Source organism: Kitasatospora sp. NPDC030952, from assembly GCF_055571335.1.
In genome coordinates, this window is the sequence record NZ_JBVIFM010000016.1 from 140424 (window position 1) to 158199 (window position 17776).

The window sequence follows — 17776 nt, forward strand, 5'->3', positions numbered from 1 at the left end:
TCGGGGATGGTGAGGCGACAACAGGGCGTGTCGGGTCGGCGCTCAAGCGCCGAGGGGTGCGCGGACCGGGGCCGCGGCGTCCACTCCCGGAGTTGTCGGGCCGGGCGGCTGTCCGGGCGGCTGTCCGGGCGGCTGTGCGGGCGGCTGTCCGAGCCGCTAGCTGGTCGGCTGCACGGGCTTGCGACCCCATACGGAGACGGCGTGCATGCCGAGATCCGTGAAGTCCGGTCGGTCGATCAAGGACAGTGCCGCGTCCAGCTCGTCGGCCAGCGGGGAGCCGTTCCGGGCCTGGAAGTCGCGGAGTTGCGCGAACGACAGGCGCCAGAACTCATCAGCGAAGCCGCCGTCACCGATCATCACCGGCTGCACCGCCATGCCGCCCAAGGTGAAGCCGCCATCGGTCACCAGGGCTTGCAACCGTCGGCCCAGGCGGAGATCGCTGCCCTGGGAGACCCCGAGGGTCCGCTCGGCGACGAGCAGGCCCTGACGCATCACCGGGTGGGGTGAGGCATCGGCGGGCCCCAGGTCGAGATCCTCGACCAGGAGAAGGCCACCGGGGCGTAGCCACTCGGCCATGGCGGCCAACGCCTTCGCAGGGTCGGCCAGATGGCACAGGACCATCCGGGCGTGGATCACGTCGAAGGAGCCGGCGGGAAAGCCGTCCCGGGTCACGTCGTGGCTCAGGACGGTGATGCGCTCCTCGGTCGCGAGTTCCGCGAAGAAACGGGTGTCGATGTCCGTCGCGGTGACGTCACCGCTCGGGCAGATCCGGGCCAGCATCCGGGCCACCGACCCGGCGCCTGCCCCGACTTCCAGACAGCGGGCCGTGGCGGGCACGCCTGCCCGTGCCAGGTACTGCTCGGTGAACGGGTCCCACAGGTCCTCCAGCGCACGCAGCCGGCCCTGCTCACCGGTCCTCTGATGGCCGAAGGCCCCGGTCTTGTAGCCGGACGCCGTCTGGGATCCGGGTTCGTGCCCGGTCGTGGGATGGGAGCTGGTCAAGGTTGTGGCCTTCCTGGGCTGAGTATCCGGTCCTCGACAGGCGCCGCGGGTTCCGATGCCGCCTGGCGCGCTCGCGCGGCGTGGCGGCCGGTCGCTACGAATGCCTCGCACGCGGCGGGAACCCGGTCTCCACCGCTCGCGCCGGTCCCGCTTGTGGCTTCACGCCCGCGATGGCGCGGGAGCCGAACTCGGCAAGGGCGATCGCGGTGAGGATGCGGTCGCCCGCGCCCACGGGGTCCATCGTCCGGACGGAGGCGGCGTTGCCGTCGGCGTTCGAGGCGGAGGTCGTACTCCAGGTGGAGGGCCGTGTGGCATTCGAGCCGCTGGAGGAGGAAGTTCGCGCCCCGGCTCCGCGCACCTGGGTCCGGACAGGGCCTTTAGGCGCCGGCCGAGCCCTTGGGAACGCACGCGGTCAGCGCCCGCCCCGCGGCGACGAGCGCGGTAACCGGTCTTCGTGCGCAGGCGTGCATACCCCTCATCGCTTTCGACATCGTCGTCCCCCATCCGGCGGCACTGTCCGCTCCGCCCCTCGGAGGACGACGATCGGTGGTGGCTGCAACGACCTTGACACACGCAACCTCCCAGGTGAACGCCGGTTACGGCCCCGTGACACAACGTCGAAGGTCTGGCGACAATCAGCACCGGGCGTCCCCCGGCCGAGGTGCTCGCCCGTCCGGCACGGGTCCTCGGACGGGTTCTGCGGCAGGCCGCTGCTCGCGCGGCGGCGGAAAGGGGGGTCGCGTGAACTGACTATTCGTCAAGTCGGCACTGCAGCCGGCCATTCGGCGGTATCCTCGGCCCTCGGCTGAAGACCTCAGCCTGATCCCGGTTCTCAGGGCTGGGTGTCGTCGTCGCTGCCGAAGTCGGGTACGCCTGCGGACAGCAGGTGCTCGGTGCCCCCTTCGAGGGCCTCGGCCGTCTCGGTGGATCGGGGGAGCATGGTCTTCTCGTAGGTGCGGATCGCGTCGTCGACGGTGGCGGCGTTCGCGAGCGCGAGGGCGAGTTCGGCGGCGTCGAGCATGGCGAGGTTGACGCCGACGCCGAGCGGGGGCATGAGGTGGGCGGCGTCGCCGAGCAGGGTCACCGTCGGGTTGTGTTCCCAGGTGTGCGGGACCGGGAGGGCGAAGATCGGGCGGTCGACGTAGGGGCCGTCGTTCTCGGTGATCATCCGGCGCATGCGGGGCGACCAGTGGGCGTACTCGCCCAGGAGCAGGGCGCGGATGCCATCGGTGTCCTCGACGGTCAGGCCGCTCCTGCTGATCCAGTCGACCGGAACCCGTCGGATGATGTAGACGCGGATGTGGTTTCCGCTGTTGCGCTGGGCGAACAGGCCGCGCTCGCCGTCGGCCGCGTGGGCGCCGCCCTGGCCGACCAGCTCGGCGAGACCCGGGTGCCGGTCCTCGACGTCGGTGAACCAGGCTTCCAGGAAGCTCACCCCGGTGTACCCGGGGACGGCGGGAGACAGGGTCGGGCGCACCCGGGAGGAGGCGCCGTCGGCGCCGATGACCAGATCGGTCTCGACGGTCGTGCCGTCGGCGAAGTGCAACCGCCGAGGCCCGTCGCCGGGTCCACTGATCAGGTGCAGGGCGCGGCCCCAACGCACGGTTCCCGGTTGCAGGGAGTCGAGCAGCAGGTCGCGCAGCCGTCCGCGGTCGATCTCCGGCTTGAACAGCTCGTCGGCCTCCGGGACGTGATGGGACGTGATCGTGCCGGTCGGGTCCATCTGGCGCATTTCCTGCCCTTCGGGGCGAGCGAGCTTGAAGAACTCGTCGAGCAGGCCGGCTTCACGCAGGGCGACTTGGCCGTTGTCGGCGTGCAGGTCGAGAGTGCCGCCCTGGTTGCGCGCGTCGGGGCCCGCGTCGCGGTCGTAGACGGTGACCGCTATGCCGCGCTGCTGGAGGATGCGGGCGCAGGTCAGTCCGCCGGGGCCGGCACCGATGATGCTGATGCGGGCCCGGGCGGGCGCTGGGGAGTTCATGGTCGTTCCCTTCGGTCGGCGAGGAGGAGTCGAGCAGGACCGGGCATGTCGATCTCGGCGCCGGACGTGCCACGCAGGGGGCCTCCCCGGTGAACGGGTCGGCGCGGCGCAGGCCATGACGGGTCCGACGGCGATGTGCCGGTCAGGTACGTACAGTGTCCATAAAATCAGAGCGAGTAGAAAAGTGCAACGACTCTACTTAGCGATTGATTCGACTGTCGGGTACGCTCTGGCCATGACCGTGCCCCCTGTCAGCCGCCGCGACCGCAAGAAGGCGGCCACCCGGCAGACGATCGCCGACGCCGCGCTGCGACTCTTCCTGGAGCGCGGCTACGACCAGGTGAGCATCCGTGACATCGCCGACACCGCCGACGTGTCGACCGCTACGGTGTTCAAACACTTCAGTGGCAAGGAGGCGCTGGTCTTCGACCAGGACGTGGACCGAGAGTCACAACTGGTCGCCGCGGTGCGGCAGCGACCCTCCGGCCAGAGCATCCTCGATGCCCTCCGACAGCACGTGCTGGACACCTGGCCGGCGATCGGGGCCCATCCTCAGGCGGCCGCGTTCACCGACCTGGTGAACTCCACGCCGGCACTGCGCGCGTACGCCGAACGCATGTGGACCAGGCACGCCGACAGCCTCGGTGCAGCCATCGCGGACGAGTTCGGCGTGGACCACGACAACCTCGCCTGTGTGGCTCTTGCTCGATTCGTGCTCCAGATCCCGGTCCTCGCTCACGGCCGGCAGGACCGCCGGGCCGCCGTCGGGGCACTCTTCGACATCCTCGCCCACGGCTGGGAACCGCCGACCAGGCCGCCCGCGCCGTAGCGGGGCGGCTGCTCGCCGGCCAGGGCTCCTGTCGTGTCTCAGACCTCGGCGAGGGGGACGTCCGGGTTGGCCAGGGCCTTGACGTCCACCTGCCGCCCCGAGCGGACCAGTTCGCGGATCGGGTCGGTGACGTCCCAGACGTTGACGTTCATCCCCGCCAGCACCTTGCCGCCGGAGAGCCAGAAGGCGATGAACTCGCGGGCGGCCGGGTCGCCGCGGAACACCACCCGGTCGTAGCCGCCGGGTTCGACATAGCCGACGTACTCCAGGCCGAGGTCGTACTGGTCCGAGAAGAAGTACGGCACCCGGTCGTAGACGGCGTCCGGCTGTCCGAGCATGGCGCGGGCGGCGGTCTGCGGCTGGTTGAGGGCGTTGGCCCAGTGTTCGACCCGGATGTGCCGGCCGAACAGTGGGTGGTAGGCGTTGGCGGCGTCGCCGGCCGCGTAGACGTGGGGGTCGGAGGTGCGCAGGTGCTGGTCGGTCTTGATGCCGTTGTCGACCTCCAGCCCGGCGGCCTCGGCCAGGGCGGTGGCGGGGGAGATGCCGATGCCGACCACCACGGCGTCGGCGGCCAGCTCGGTGCCGTCGCCGAGCCGTACGCCGCTCACCGTGCCGTCGGCGCCGGTCAGTTCGGCGACCTGCGCCCCGAAGCGCAGGTCCACGCCGTGGTCGCGGTGCAGGTCGGCGAAGACCTGGGCGACCTCCCGGCCGAGCACCCGCAGCAGCGGCAGCTCCAGCGACTCCAGGACGGTGACCTCGGCGCCGGCGGTACGGGCCGCGGCCGCCACCTCCAGGCCGATCCAGCCGGCGCCGATCACCGCGATCCGGGCGCCGGGGCGCAGTGCGGACTTGATCCGGTCGCTGTCCTCGACCCGGCGCAGGTAGAGCACGCCGGCCTGGTCGGCGCCCGGCACCGGCAGTCGGCGCGGCACCGAGCCGGTGGTCAACAGCAGCTTGCCGTAGGCGACTTCGCCGTCGTCGGCGAGCGTGACGGTGCGGGCGGCCGGGTCGACGGAGGTCACCGCGGTGCCGAGCCGCAGGGTGACGTCGTGCTCGGCGTACCACTGCGGCGGGTGGACGTAGATCTTCTCCCGGCCCTCCTTGCCGAGCAGGTAGCCCTTGGACAGTGGCGGGCGCTCGTACGGGCGCTCGTGCTCCTCGCCGATCAGCACGATGCCGCCCCGGTACCCGGCGCCGCGCAGCGCCTCGGCCGCCTTGGCACCGCCCAGGGAGGCCCCGACGATCACCATCGGCCGCTCGCTGCCCGCCATGCCCAACTCCTCGTACTCCGTGGAAGATCCGTGGGAAAGCCCCGTGGAATGACCGGTGGAAGGATCCGTTGAGGACCGGGGCCAGCCTGCCGCCGTCCGGGTGGTGTGTCGAGACCGCGCCGGGCGCGCCGCGCCATGCTCGCCCGTTCGAGCGAACGGGGCGGCCGGCGCGGCGGTCCGGTTCACCTGGTTCACCCGGTTCACCCGGTCATCGCGTCCCTGATAAGCGCGGTGTCGGTGAACTGCTCGAAGCGGACGATCCGACCGCCGCGCACCACGAAGTGATGGGCGACCCGGACCGCGAGCGGTCGTCCGGAGGCCTTGTGGACGGCCGTGTAGCGGGCCAGGACCACCACGTTCTCGCCGTCCACCACGTAGGTGTCGTCGTGGGTCGTCCAGTCCTCCCACTCGGCGGCGAGGCGCTCCATGACGTGGGTGGTGACGCCCTTCGGGGTGCGGTAGGTGCCGGCCAGCGGGAAGCCCGCCATCTCGGTCCACTCGACGTCGTCGGCGAGGGTGGTGCGCAGCGCGGCCAGGTCGCCGCGGGCGGAGGCCAGGTACTGGCGGCGCACCACGTCGGCGGGAGCGGCGGACTCGGCGAAGCCGGCGACGTCCCTGGGGATCTCGATCATCGTGCGCTCACCCCCAGGCCATCTCGCCCTTGGCGACCTTGGTGCCGAGGTCGACCGCGATCCGCAGCCCGAGCTCCGGGAAGCGCCGTTCCAGTGCCTCCTTGGCGGCGGCCGCGTCGGCCGTCCGGCCCAGTTCGGTCTCGAAGGCGCGCAGGTAGGCGCGGGTGTGGTCGATGGCGTTGAGGTCGGTGGGTGCGTCGGCGACCCGGTGGCCGGCCGCCACCCAGGTCGGGCGCAGCGCCTCCATTCCGTCCAACAGGTCGATCCAGGCGGCCCGTTGGGCGGCCGTCGGGGTGTCGGCCGTCCACACGTGGAGGCCCTCGAAGAGCAGCACCCCGCCGAGTACCGCGCGGTGGTGGTGCTGCCACAGGTAGTGGCGGTCGGGCAGGTGGAAGTCGGCGCCGCGCAGCTCGAAGCGGTGGCCCTCGAAGACGATCTCGTCGCCGGGCAGCACCTCGGGCCGGACCAGCCGGGTGGGCAGTTCGGGGCCCAGGTGCGACCAGGCGCGCAGCTTGGACTCGAAGGTCTCCTGGATGTGCTCGACGGTCGGGGCGGTGGCCAGGAACCGCGCCTGGGGGAAGGCGTCCTGGACCTCCTGGGCGCCGAAGTAGAAGTCCGGGTCGCCGTGGCTGACGAACACGGTGGTCAGCCGCTTGCCGGTGGCCCGGACCCGCTCGACCAGTCGGCGCCCGTCGGAGCGGGTGAACCCGGCGTCCACCAGCATGGCGTCGTTCGGGCCGGTGACCAGGACGGCGGTCTTGTTGAGCGAGCTGTCGGGGGCGTCGATGATCTCGAAGTCGAGGGCACTCATGCAGCAAAGTCCTTCCTTGGGCCGGGCACGCCTCGTCGCCCAGCATCCGTGTTCGGTCCGGCGCCCGCATCCGGAGGGCCGGAGCGCCCGCCGGGTGCTGCCGATCGGGTGTACTCCGCCCGGCGTCGGGGCGACACCCCGTGCGCGTCGCGGACACCCGGGGTCCGCGCCAGAAGACTTCCAGGGCCCCATCGTGTTCACGTCATGAGAGGACCGAGGTGAAGCCCAGCCACAGAGCGACGGCACCAGCCGTCACCTGGAGACGCCGACTAGGCAAGGCGATGAGTTCCGCCGTCGCCCTGACGCTCGTCCCGTTCGCCATGTCACTCGTCGCCGCGACGCCGGCCTCGGCGGCCGGTCTGCCGGGCGGTCTCGGGCCCTGCTTGGGCGCGGACTGCCCGGCGACGTTCCCCCCGGTCAACAACGGCCCCTTCGCGGGCCGGGACGCCGGGGTGAACATCTTCGTCGGCGGCGACTTCAATGTGAGCGGCTCGGCCGCCGAGGCCGAGGGACACGTGGTGACCCTCGGCAACTTCTCCCAGAACAAGGCGGCCGGCGTCAGCTCCGTCTACAACGTGGGCATCGTCGGCGTCGGCTCGCGGGTGCCCCCGCCGGACGGCGCGGACTTCCTCACCGCCGGCGGCGACGTCACCGTGGCCCCGGGCCAGCGGCTGCTGGCGGACGGCGGCGTGGTCCGCTACGCGGGCACCGCCACCGGCACCATCACCGGGACGAAGATCCAGGACGCCCAGGCGGTGGCCGCCTACACGCCGCTGCGCGGTCAGCTGCAGACGGCGAGCGAGTGCTACGCCGGGGTCGGCACGCCCCGCCCGGCCACCGGGTCGGCCGTCAACCAGGGCTTCCAGACCCTGTTCACCGGCGACGGCAGCTCCGCGCTGCAGGTCTTCAACGTCGACTTCGACCTCGCGGGCAACGGCGGCGCCACCCAGGGCGTGGCGTTCGCCGGCATCCCCGCGAACGCGACGGTGCTGGTCAACCTGGTCGGTGGCGCCCGCACCATCAACACCTACAGCGGCAGCTTCGACGACAACGACCCGTGGAACCAGCTGCGTTCGCGCCTGCTGTGGAACTTCCCGACCGCGACGACCGTGACCCTCACCGGCTCCGGGCAGTTCCAGGGCAGCGTGCTGGTCGGCAACCCGGCCAGCACCAGCACGATGAACCTGCCCGGCCTGAACGGACGGTTCTTCACCACCGGTTCGCTGCTGCACAACTCCGGCTCCGGCATGACCGGCACCGAGTTCCACGCCTACCCCTTCAACGGGGACCTCCCCGACTGCGGCAACCCGCCGGCGCCGACCGCGTCGACCAGCGTGACCAAGGTCGACTCGGCCGGCTCGCAGCCGTTGGCGGGCGCGGTCTTCCAGCTGTGGCGGGAGACGAACGGCGTCGCCGGGCTGCAGACCTCGGGCACCACCCCGGACACCAAGGTCGGTGCCCCCTGCACCACCGGGGCGGACGGCGTCTGCTCGGTGGGTGACCTCCCGCTGGGGACGTACTACTGGCAGGAGACGGCGGCCCCGGCCGGGTACGACCTGCCGCAGCAGCCGGTGACGACGGTGGTGCTGGACACCGGCGGGCAGAGCGTCCCGGTGACCGTCGCCGACACCAAGTCCCCGGTGGTCGAGACCGCGTCGACCAGCGTGACCAAGGTCGACTCGGCCAGCTCGCAGCCGCTGGCGGGCGCCGTCTTCCAGTTGTGGCGGGAGACCAACGGCGTCGCCGGGTTGCAGACCACGGGCGCCGACCCGGACACCGCGGTCGGCCCGCCGTGCACCACGCCCGCCTCGGGCGTCTGCTCGGCGACCGACCTGCCGCTGGGCACCTACTACTGGCAGGAGACCGCGGCCCCGCCCGGGCACGACCTGCCGGGGCTCAACGTGACCGAGGTGGTGCTGAACACCAACGGGCAGAACGCCGCGGTCACCGTCGCCGACACCGCGACGGCCGCTCCCACCGCCGGAACGACCGTCACCAAGGTCGACTCCGCCGGTGGGCAGCCGCTGGCGGGCGCGGTCTTCCAGCTGTGGCGGGAGACCAACGGCGTCGCCGGGCTGCAGACCACGGGTGCCAACCCGGACACGGTGGTCGGCTCGCCGTGCACCACGCCCGCCTCGGGCGTCTGCTCGGCCGACGGCCTGCCGCTGGGGACCTACTACTGGCAGGAGGTCTCCGCGCCCAACGGCTATGAGCTGCCCGACCTGAACGTGACCACCGTGGTGCTGGACACCGACGGGCAGACCGTCGCGGTGACCGTCCAGGACACCCAGACGGTCGCGCCGACCGGCTCCACCGCGGTGACCAAGGTCGACTCGGCCGGCTCGCAGCCGCTGGCGGGTGCGGTCTTCCAGCTGTGGCGGGAGACCAACGGCGTCGCCGGGTTGCAGACCACGGGTGCGAACCCGGACACGGCGGTCGGCTCGCCCTGCACCACGCCCGCCTCGGGCGTCTGCTCGGCCGACGGCCTGCCGCTGGGGACGTACTACTGGCAGGAGACGGCGGCCCCACCCGGGTACGACCTGCCGTCGCAGCCGGTGACGACGGTGGTGCTGGACACCAACGGGCAGAACGTGCCGGTCACGGTGCAGGACTCGAAGTCGGTCGCGCCGACCGGCTCCACCACGGTGACCAAGGTGGACGCCGACACGGGCCGCCCGCTGGCCGGGGCCGTGTTCCAGCTCTGGCACGAGACCAACGGCGTGCCCGGACTCCAGACCACCGGCGCCGACCCGGACACCGCGGTCGGCTCGCCCTGCACCACCTCCGAAACGGGTGTCTGCTCCGCCGACAACCTCGCGCTGGGGACGTACTACTGGCAGGAGACGGCGGCCCCGCCCGGGTACGACCTGCCGCAGCAGCCGGTGACGACGGTGGTGCTGGACACCGACAGGCAGAACGTCCCGGTCACCGTGCAGGACAAGAAGACGGCCGGGCAGACCGGTTCCACGACCGTCACCAAGGTGGACGCCGAGACCGGCCGCCCGCTGGTCGGGGCGGTCTTCCAGCTGTGGCGGGAGACCAACGGGGTGCCCGGACTCCAGACGACCGGCGCGAACCCGGACACCAAGGTCGGTGCGCCGTGCGTCACCGGCGCCGACGGCGTCTGCTCGGCGGACAACCTGCCGCTGGGCACCTACTACTGGCAGGAGGTCCTCGCGCCCCCCGGCTACCAGCTGCCGCAGGACGCGGTGAGCACCGTCGAGCTGACCGAGGACTGCCCGTGCGTGGAGATCACGGTCCAGGACAGCCGGAAGGGCCACCCGGAGCCGTGCCCGCCGGAGCCCTGCCCGCCGGAGCCCTGCGACCCGCCGGCCCACGAGTGGGGCACCCAGGCCGACCGCACCCCGGTGCCCGGCCGGTCCGGGGGCCGCGCCTGACGGACCGCCGACGGGCGTGAGCGCCTGACCCGATGACGTGGCCGGAGGAGCCGAGGACGGCGCCTCCGGCCACCGGCGTCGACGGGCGGGTCAGCCGGGTCAGGGCCGGCTCCAGAGGGTGAGGTCGCTGCTGGTGGCCACGGCGAGGGTGCGGCCGGTGGGGGAGAAGCCGGCGGCGCGGAAGGTCGACCAGGAGGAGTGGAAGACGTGCCACCAGGTCTCGCCGTGCCGTCCGCCGCGGGCGGGCTCGGTGCCGCCGACGAGCAGCACCCGGTGGTTCGGCCACTCGGGCGCCACGACGTCGGCCCTCCAGCCGTCGTCCGTCCCGGTGTGCAGGCCGCCGCCCCACAGGCCGGCCACCGGGATCCGGAGGTCGGCGACCGGGCCGATGCCGGGGCAGGAGAGGTCGCGGCCGTCCGGGTCCTCCTCCGGGTCGTACTCGCGCTCCAGCTTCTCGCCGGTGACCGCGTCGAACAGGCCGTGCCCGCTGCTGGAGACGGTCAGCACCAGGTCGTGGCCGGTGCCGGGGTGGACGGCGAAGCCGATCCCGAGCAGTCCGCCGACCGGGACGATCCCCCGGCCGACCTGCCGCCACGGCTCCGGCGGGGGAGTCACCTCGGCGGCCAGGAGCTGTTCGCGGAGCTGCTGCTGGAAGGGGGTCAGGGCCATGCGGATGATCATCCCACCACTGCTTGGTGCGTCAGGCCCTGTCCGCCGGGCCCAGCCGCAGCACCGCCAGCGCCCCGGCCGCCGTGGTCACCGCGAGCGCGCCCCACAGCAGCCCCGGCCCGGCCGCCAGCAAGGCCGTCAGCACCGCGGGCGCCGCCGCCCGGCCGACGCCCATCGACAGCTCCCAGCGGGCCAGCGCCCGGCCCAGCAGGTGCGGCGGGGCCGAGGCCGCCACCAGGGCCGTACCGGAGCCGGTGTAGAGGATCTCGCCCAGCGTGTACGGCACGGACACCAGCACGATGCCCACCGCCCCCGGGACGCCGCCCAGCGAACCGGCCGCCCAGAAACCCAGGTACGACACGCTCAGCGCCGCCCCCGCGACCGCCAGCACCGACCGCCGGGAGCGCTTCGCCAGCCGCAGCACCAGCGCCAGCTGCAGCGCGATCACCAGCACGGTGTTGCCCACGAACACGCCCGAGGACCAGGCCGCGGAGGCGTGCAGCTGCAGCACCAGCAGCGCCGGCAGCGCCACCTCCAGCACGTCGGAGCAGAACGCGTACGGCAGGTTGGCCACGCTCAGCAGGGTGATCCGCCGCAGCGGCTCGCCGCCGGCCGCGGTCCGCAGCGCCTGGGCGGCCGGCCGCTGCGGCGCCCGCACCCGCAGCGAGCCCACCAGCGCGGCGGCCAGCAGGCAGGCCACGCCGGTCACCCCGGCCAGCACCCGGATCGCGCCGGTGCCGCCGGCCACCACCACCGTCGCCAGCAGTGCGCCGGTGCCCAGGCCCGCGTTGCGCAGCGACCGCCCGGCGGCCAGCGCGGCGTCCCGCAGCCGGCCCTCGGTCAGGGTGCTCACCACGGCGCCGTGGGTGGTCGGCCAGGACTGGCTGCCGATGCCGAACAGCACCGCCGCCGCAGTGAACAGCGGCAACCCGTCGGCGGTGAGCAGGACCAGCGCGCCCGCCGCCCGCAGCACCAGGGCGACGGCGGCCGGCAGGGTGCGGGCGCCGCTGTCGATCCAACGGCCGGTCAGCGGCACCAGCAGCAGCCCGGCGACCATCCCGGCCGACAGGGCCAGGCCGACCGACCCGGCGTGCAGGTGCAGCACCCTGATGCCGTACAGCAGCAGGAACGGGCGCAGCATGCCGCCGCCCACCGCGTCCACGGCGAGCGCCGTCGCGTACCGGGGGCCGCCGGCCGCGGTCAGCAGGCTCAGCAGCGCGGACGGGCCGCCGCGGCCGGTGCCGATCGGCGGCGCGGGCGGCTCACCGGTGCGGGCGGCGGCGTGGTCGTGGACCGACTTCTCCTGGATCAGGCTCATGGCCGGTACCGTCCGCCCAGGTGGGGGCCGGTGGCACGTGGATTGACGATCGGCGTCAATCGACGCCGGGCGGGGTGCGCAGGGGTGGCAGGATCACCGACGTGAGTGAGCGGAGCGAGGGAACCAGCAGGGGACGCGCATGAGTGTGACCATCGACATCACCGGACTGCCCGAGGAGCGGCTGCTCTTCAGCCCGTCCCCGCTCGCCGAGCTGAACGCCATGCTGCACGTGCTCGCCGAGCCCGCGCACCACCCGGCGCTGCACGGCTGGGCGGCCAGTACCACCACCGCGATCCCGCCGGAACTCGCCGAACGGCTGCTGGAGGCGGACTTCCTCTGGCGCTCCTCGCGCGCCGACTTCCTGGTCCCCGGCCTGCCCGGCGCCACCCTCGCCGAGGAACTCGACGCCGTCGACCGGATCGACGACGAGCTGTTCGTCCGCGGCGCCCTGATCACCACCTGCGGCTCCTCCCGGTTCTCCCGCCGGCTGGGCTCCCCGCTCACCGACGCCGCCGCCAACGAGCGGGCCCGCGACCTCGCCCTCGCCCGCGGGCCCCGGCAGGCCGCCTTCGCCGACCGGCTGCTCGCCGACCCGCCCGCGGTCCGGGCGCTGGTGCGCCGGATGCTGGAGGACTGCCACACCGCGTTCTTCGCCGACGCCTGGCAGCGGGTGCTGCCGGGCCTGGCGGCGGACGCCCGCCGCAAGGCGGACCTGCACGCCCGGCACGGCCTGGCCGAGGCGGTCGCCGCGCTCTCGCCCGCCGTGGCCCTGGAGGAGGGCGGCGGGCGGCGACGGATCGTCATCGATAAGCTGCAGGACAGCGCCACCAGCGGCACCGAGGGCGGGGGCGTCACCTTCATCCCCACCGTCTTCGGCCGCCCGCACCTGCTGGTGGTGCACGCCCAGGGCTGGCGGCCGGTGCTGCAGTACCCGGTGGCCGAGGCGGGGCTGCCCGAGCCGGTCTCGCTCGCGCTCGTCCAGCAGCGGCTGGAGGCGCTCGCCCATCCGATCCGGCTGCGGCTGGCCCGCACCATCGCCCGCGGCCCGCACACCACCGGGGAACTCGCCGCGGCCTGGCAGTTGAGCGCCCCCGAGGTGTCCCGGCACCTGGCGGTGCTGCGCAAGGCCGGGCTGCTGATCACCGAGCGGCGCGGCCGGTACATGCTCTACCAGCTGGACCTGTCCGGCAGCGCCCGGCTCGGCTCGGACTTCCTGGAGGCGGTGCTGCGGTGAGCCGTCGCCTGCTCGTCCGGTGGTCCGGCCGTCCCGGGAACAGTGATCACCCGGCGCGCGTTCGTCCGGTCATGACCGACGATGCTCCTGAGATCCTCCGCTACACGGCCTTCTCGACCCGGCCCGAGGGCGGCAACCCGGCGGGCGTGGTGCTGGACGCCACCAGACTGACCGACGAGCGGATGCTCGCGATCGCCGCCGAGCTCGGCTACTCCGAGACCGCCTTCCTGACCCCCGGCGGCTCCCAAGGGGCCTACCGGGTGCGGTACTTCAGCCCGCTCGTCGAGGTGCCGTTCTGCGGGCACGCGACGGTGGCCGCCGCCGTCGCGGTGGCCGGGCGGACCGGCCCCGGGCAGTACGTGTTCGGCACCGCCGCCGGGGACGTCCCGGTCGAGGTGGAGCGCGACGCGGACGGCCTGCGGGCGACGCTGACCAGCGTGGAGCCGAAGGTCGAGGAGGTGCCGGCGGCGGACGTCGAGGAGGCGCTCGCGCTGCTCGGCTGGTCGGCCGCCGACCTGGACCCGGCGCTGCCGCCGCGGATCGGCTACGCCGGCGCCCGGCACCTCGTCCTGGCAGCCGCCACCCGCTCGCGGCTGGCCCGGCTGGACTACGACTTCGACGGGCTGGCCGCCTACATGACCGCCCGCGACCTGGTCACCCTGCAGCTGGTCTGGCGCGAGGCCGCCGACGTCTTCCACGTCCGCGACCCGTTCCCGGTCGGCGGCGTGGTGGAGGACCCGGCCACCGGCGCGGCCGCGGCCGCCTTCGGCGCCTACCTGCACGAGCTGGGCGCGGTGACCGCCCCGGCGGTGCTGACGCTGCACCAGGGCGAGGACCTCGGCCGCCCGGGCGTGCTGCGGGTCGAACTGCGCGCGGAGGACACCCGGGTGCGGGTCTCCGGCGCGGCGGTGGCCATCCCGTAGTGGCCGAGGGGGAGGGGGTGGCACGGGCCACCCCCTCCCAGGGCGGTTCAGGAGCGGGCGGCGATCAGGGCGGCCAGGCCGTCCAGCCCCCGGTCCAGGGTCGCCGGGTCGACCTGGCTGACCGACAGCCGCAGCTGCCGCTCCCCGCCCGCGCCCGGGTAGAAGTGGCACATCGGGGTCCAGATCACCCCGTACCGCGAGGCGGACAGCTCCAGCAGTGCGTCGTCCACCACGCAGGGCACCGTGAGCACCAGGAAGAACCCGCCGCGCGGCTCGTTCCAGCTCACCCCGCCGCCGGGCGGGAAGCGCCGGGCCAGGCCGTCCAGCACCAGGGCGAGGTTGCGCCGGTAGAGCGCGGCGACCTCGGTGTTGGCGGCCCGCAGGCTGAGGCCGTGTTCCAGCAGCGCCCCGCCGACCACGGCCTGGGCGATCGGCGAGGTGTTCACCGTGGTCATGCTCTTGACCATGCCGAGCAGGTCGGCCAGCAGGACGGTGCCGCCGGCGCCGTCCGCCACCAGCTGGTCGGCCACCACGTAGCCGACCCGGGCGCCCGGCAGGGCCGTCTTGGCGAAGGAGCCGAGGTGGACCACCCGCCGCCCGGTGTCCAGCGCCTTGAGCGAGGGCAGCCGCTCCTCGCCCGCGAAGACGCAGTACGGGTTGTCCTCCAGGATCAGGAAGTCCTCCTCGGCCGCCAGCGCCAGCAGCTCCCGGCGCAGCGCCGGCGGCAGGCTGGCGCCGCTCGGGTTGGCCACGTCCGGCACCAGGTAGAGCGCCCGGGGGCGCAGCCCCTCGGCCCGGGCGGCGGCCAGCTCCCGCCGAAGGTCGGCGAGGTCCAGCCCGTCCGGGCCGTCGGCCACCGGCCGGACCGGAAGGTCCGCCAGCAGGGCCGCGCCGGTCAGCCCGACGTAGGTGGGGACCACGGCCAGCACCACGTCCTCGGGGCCGCGGCGCAGCGCCCGCAGCACCAGGAACATCGCCTCCTGGCAGCCGACCGTCACCACGATCGACTCGGCGGGCACCTCGATGCCCTCGTCCACCGCGAGGTGGGCGGCGATCAGCTCGTGGATGATCCCCTTGGTGCGCCCGTACTGGAGCACCTGGCGGCGGGCCGCCTCCTCGGACAGCCCGCGCTCGGTGCGCAGGTGCTCGACGTAGCGGTCCAGGTGGCGGTGGACGGCGTCCAGTTCGAAGAACTGCTCGGCCGGGCGGCCGGCTGCGAAGGAGACCGCCTCCGGGTAGCGGATGGAGATCTCGTTGAGCAGGTTCATCGAGGTCATCGCCGGGTCGGCGAGGGAGGGGTGGAGATCGGTCAGCCGCAGCTCGTGCGGCGGGGCGACGACGGTCACGGGGCACTCCAGGCGGGGCAGGGCAGGGGGGTGGTGCGCAGGGTGGCGGCGGTGGCGAGATCGGCGCAGCCGGCCAGGCCGAGCGCGTGCCGCAGTTCGGCGGCCAGCAGCTCCAGCACCCGGGTGCAGCCCGGTTCGCCGCCGGCCGCCAGGCCCCAGATCGCCGGGCGTCCCAGCAGCACCCCGGACGCCCCGAGGGCCAGTGCGGTGAGCACGTCCGCGCCGCCGCGCACCCCGCTGTCCAGCAGCACCTGGCAGTCCCGGCCGGCCAGCGCGTCGGCGACGGCGGGCAGCGCCGTCAGCGAGGGCACCGCCCGGTCGAGCTGGCGGCCGCCGTGGTTGGAGACCACCACGGCGGCGGCGCCCAGCTCGGCGGCCCGCAGGGCGTCCGCCGGGTCGAGCACCCCCTTGACCACCAGCGGCAGGTCGGTCTGCCGGCGCAGCCAGTCGAGGTCCGCCCAGGTGACGGCGGGGGAGAGCAGTTCGGCGGTGTGCGCGGCCACCGCCGAGACGTCGGCGGTGGCCCGGTGCGCCCGGCCCGCCGCGCCGCCCTCCAGCAGGGCGGCGCGGACGTCCCCGGGCAGGGCGAAGGCGTTGCGGGCGTCGCGCAGCCGGCGGCCCATGTACGGGACGTCGGCAGTGACCACCAGGCACTCGCTGCCCGCCGCCTCGGCCGCCGCGACCAGGTCGAGCAGCCGCGCCCGGTCGCGCAGCCAGTACAGCTGGAACCAGAGGGTGGCCCCGGTCGCCGCCAGCTCCTCGAAGCCGACGCTGCTGAGCGTGCCGACGGTGAACGGCACCCCCGCCGTGGCCGCCGCCCGGGCCGAGGCGAGTTCGCCCTCGGGGTGGAACAGGCGGTGGTAGGCGATCGGCGCCAGCGCGACCGGCAGCGCCGCCCGGCTGCGCACCAGGGTGGTGGCGGTGTCGCAGGCGGAGACGTCGGCCAGCACCCGGGGCACCACGCCCAGCCGGTCGAAGGCCGCCCGGTTGGCGGCCAGGGTGTGCTCCCGCTCGGCGCCGCCGGCCAGCCAGTCCCACACCTCGGGAGCCAGGGCGGCCCGGGCGAGGTCGGCGTAGTCGGCGACACAGAGCGGGAGTTGACGGCCCGTCAGGAGCGGGGTGCTCATCCGGCCACTTCGCTGGCGCTGCGCTGGAGTTCGACCGCCTCGTAGAGGGCGCGGATGTTGTTGCTGCCGAAGTTGCGGGCCCGGATGCGCTCGATCACCTCGAAGAAGAAGGTGCCGCGCGGGTGCTGGGAGCGGGTGAAGATCTGGAACAGCTGGCCGTCGTGGTCCTGGTCGACCAGGAGGTTCAGGTCGCGCAGCTCGTCGAAGGAGTGCCGCATCGGGGTGAGCCGGGCGGGCAGGGCGTCGAAGTAGGCGCCGGGGGTGCGCAGGAAGGGCACGCCGCGGGCGGCCATGGTGGAGACGGAGTGGACGGCGTCCTCGGAGGAGAAGGCCACGTGCTGCACCCCGGCGCCGTCGTGGTCGGCCAGGAAGGAGGCGATCTGGCCGCCGGCGTCCGGGGTGAGCGGCTCGATCAGGGTGAGGGTGACGCTGTGGTCGGGGCTCTGCACGACCATCGAGTCCATGCCGAGCGCGCCGACCTCGATCCGCTCCTCGAAGACCATGCGGAAGCCGAAGACGTCGCAGTAGTGCCGGACGGTGTCGAGCAGTTGGCCGGAGGGGACGCAGACCGCGAAGTGGTCGACGGAGCGCAGGCCCACCGCGCCGTCATCGCTCACCGGAGCGGCGTCGGGCAGACCGGGTATCCGGTCGGCGGGGGTGTCCGGGCCCCGCTCGATCAGGGTGTGCACCACGTCGCCGAAGGCGCCGACCACGGCGGTGACGCAGCCGTCCGCGGCCTGCGGCGGGCGCAGTCCGTCGGCGCCCCGGCCGGTCAGCGTCCGGTAGGCGGCGGTGGCGTCCGGCACCCGCAGGGCCAGCGCGGCCACGCCGTCCTGGTGCCGGGCCAGGTAGGCAGTGCCGGGGTGGCCGACGGCCAGCGGCTGGGTGAGCAGCAGCCGGATCGCGGCCTGGCCGAGCAGGGCGGAGACGCAGCGCTCGGCGCTCTCGCCGCGCTCGGTGGGCGGGACGAGCAGGTCGAAGCCGTACTCGGTGGTCAGCCGGGTGACGTCGGCGGCGAGGTCGGTGACGTAGAACTCGACGTGGTCGAGGGTGAGTGGGAGCGGGGCGTCGGTGGTGTCGGTGGTGTCCGCGCTGGCGGTGGCGGTCGCGGTGGTCGCGGCGGTCGCGGTGTCGGGAGAGGAACGGTCGGGCATCTGAGGGGCTCTCTCGTGAGGAGTGCGCGGAGGCCCGCCCCGGCGGCGGTGCGGTGCGGCAGGGCCGCCGCCGGGGCGGGCCGG

The 17776-nt window shown here is 73.9% G+C and carries 14 protein-coding genes; 4 read left to right on the top strand and 10 right to left on the bottom strand.

The window, feature by feature from the left end; translation table 11 throughout:
• Positions 1-156 precede the first annotated feature (156 nt).
• Both ACZ47G_RS26205 and ACZ47G_RS26210 read right to left on the bottom strand, forming a co-directional pair.
• Positions 157-1002 carry a methyltransferase domain-containing protein gene (locus tag ACZ47G_RS26205; protein WP_465746581.1) on the bottom strand — a complete coding sequence of 282 codons (846 nt, stop codon included), beginning with the start codon at positions 1000-1002 and terminating at the stop codon, positions 157-159.
• 832 nt (positions 1003-1834) lie between these two features.
• Complete coding sequence (locus ACZ47G_RS26210; protein ID WP_465746583.1) at positions 1835-2980, bottom strand: FAD-dependent oxidoreductase; 1146 nt, start codon at positions 2978-2980, stop codon at positions 1835-1837.
• Positions 2981-3215: 235 nt separating this feature from the next.
• Here ACZ47G_RS26210 and ACZ47G_RS26215 point away from each other — a divergent pair, with 235 nt between their 5' ends.
• Positions 3216-3809: a TetR/AcrR family transcriptional regulator gene (locus ACZ47G_RS26215; RefSeq protein WP_465746585.1), complete on the top strand. Its 594-nt coding sequence runs from the start codon at positions 3216-3218 to the stop codon at positions 3807-3809.
• A gap of 38 nt (positions 3810-3847) precedes the next feature.
• Here ACZ47G_RS26215 and ACZ47G_RS26220 read toward each other — a convergent pair whose 3' ends face one another.
• The 3 genes from ACZ47G_RS26220 to ACZ47G_RS26230 form a co-directional block, all read right to left on the bottom strand.
• The gene (locus tag ACZ47G_RS26220) at positions 3848-5080 is read right to left on the bottom strand and encodes an NAD(P)/FAD-dependent oxidoreductase (protein ID WP_465746587.1); all 1233 of its coding nucleotides are present in this window, start codon (positions 5078-5080) and stop codon (positions 3848-3850) included.
• Between the two features lie 200 nt (positions 5081-5280).
• A complete protein-coding gene (locus tag ACZ47G_RS26225; protein ID WP_465746589.1) occupies positions 5281-5712 on the bottom strand; it encodes a nuclear transport factor 2 family protein in 432 nt (143 codons plus the stop codon).
• Positions 5713-5719: 7 nt separating this feature from the next.
• Positions 5720-6523: an MBL fold metallo-hydrolase gene (locus tag ACZ47G_RS26230; RefSeq protein WP_465746591.1), complete on the bottom strand. Its 804-nt coding sequence runs from the start codon at positions 6521-6523 to the stop codon at positions 5720-5722.
• Positions 6524-6804: 281 nt separating this feature from the next.
• On the opposite strand from ACZ47G_RS26230, the gene ACZ47G_RS26235 reads away from it, so the two are divergent.
• Positions 6805-9921, top strand: coding sequence for a SpaA isopeptide-forming pilin-related protein (locus tag ACZ47G_RS26235; RefSeq protein WP_465746593.1), 3117 nt, complete (start codon positions 6805-6807; stop codon positions 9919-9921).
• Between the two features lie 99 nt (positions 9922-10020).
• On the opposite strand, the gene ACZ47G_RS26240 is transcribed toward ACZ47G_RS26235, so the two are convergent.
• Complete coding sequence (locus tag ACZ47G_RS26240; RefSeq protein WP_465746595.1) at positions 10021-10590, bottom strand: hypothetical protein; 570 nt, start codon at positions 10588-10590, stop codon at positions 10021-10023.
• A 31-nt stretch (positions 10591-10621) separates the two neighbouring features.
• Positions 10622-11908, bottom strand: a complete 1287-nt coding sequence (locus ACZ47G_RS26245; protein ID WP_465746597.1) for an MFS transporter — start codon at positions 11906-11908, stop codon at positions 10622-10624.
• Positions 11909-12047: 139 nt separating this feature from the next.
• On the opposite strand from ACZ47G_RS26245, the gene ACZ47G_RS26250 reads away from it, so the two are divergent.
• Both ACZ47G_RS26250 and ACZ47G_RS26255 read left to right on the top strand, forming a co-directional pair.
• Positions 12048-13142, top strand: a complete 1095-nt coding sequence (locus tag ACZ47G_RS26250; RefSeq protein WP_465746599.1) for a DUF5937 family protein — start codon at positions 12048-12050, stop codon at positions 13140-13142.
• Between the two features lie 71 nt (positions 13143-13213).
• On the top strand, positions 13214-14065 hold the full coding sequence (locus ACZ47G_RS26255) for a PhzF family phenazine biosynthesis protein (protein ID WP_465746601.1): 852 nt from the start codon (positions 13214-13216) through the stop codon (positions 14063-14065).
• A gap of 47 nt (positions 14066-14112) precedes the next feature.
• Here the strand turns inward: ACZ47G_RS26255 and ACZ47G_RS26260 are convergent, their stop codons facing one another.
• The 3 genes from ACZ47G_RS26260 to hppD form a co-directional block, all read right to left on the bottom strand.
• On the bottom strand, positions 14113-15342 hold the full coding sequence (locus tag ACZ47G_RS26260; protein WP_465746668.1) for an aminotransferase-like domain-containing protein: 1230 nt from the start codon (positions 15340-15342) through the stop codon (positions 14113-14115).
• A gap of 65 nt (positions 15343-15407) precedes the next feature.
• On the bottom strand, positions 15408-16538 hold the full coding sequence (locus ACZ47G_RS26265) for an alpha-hydroxy acid oxidase (RefSeq protein WP_465746603.1): 1131 nt from the start codon (positions 16536-16538) through the stop codon (positions 15408-15410).
• A complete protein-coding gene (hppD, locus tag ACZ47G_RS26270) occupies positions 16535-17692 on the bottom strand; it encodes a 4-hydroxyphenylpyruvate dioxygenase (RefSeq protein WP_465746605.1) in 1158 nt (385 codons plus the stop codon). Before hppD ends, ACZ47G_RS26265 begins: the two co-directional genes overlap by 4 nt.
• Positions 17693-17776 lie beyond the last annotated feature (84 nt).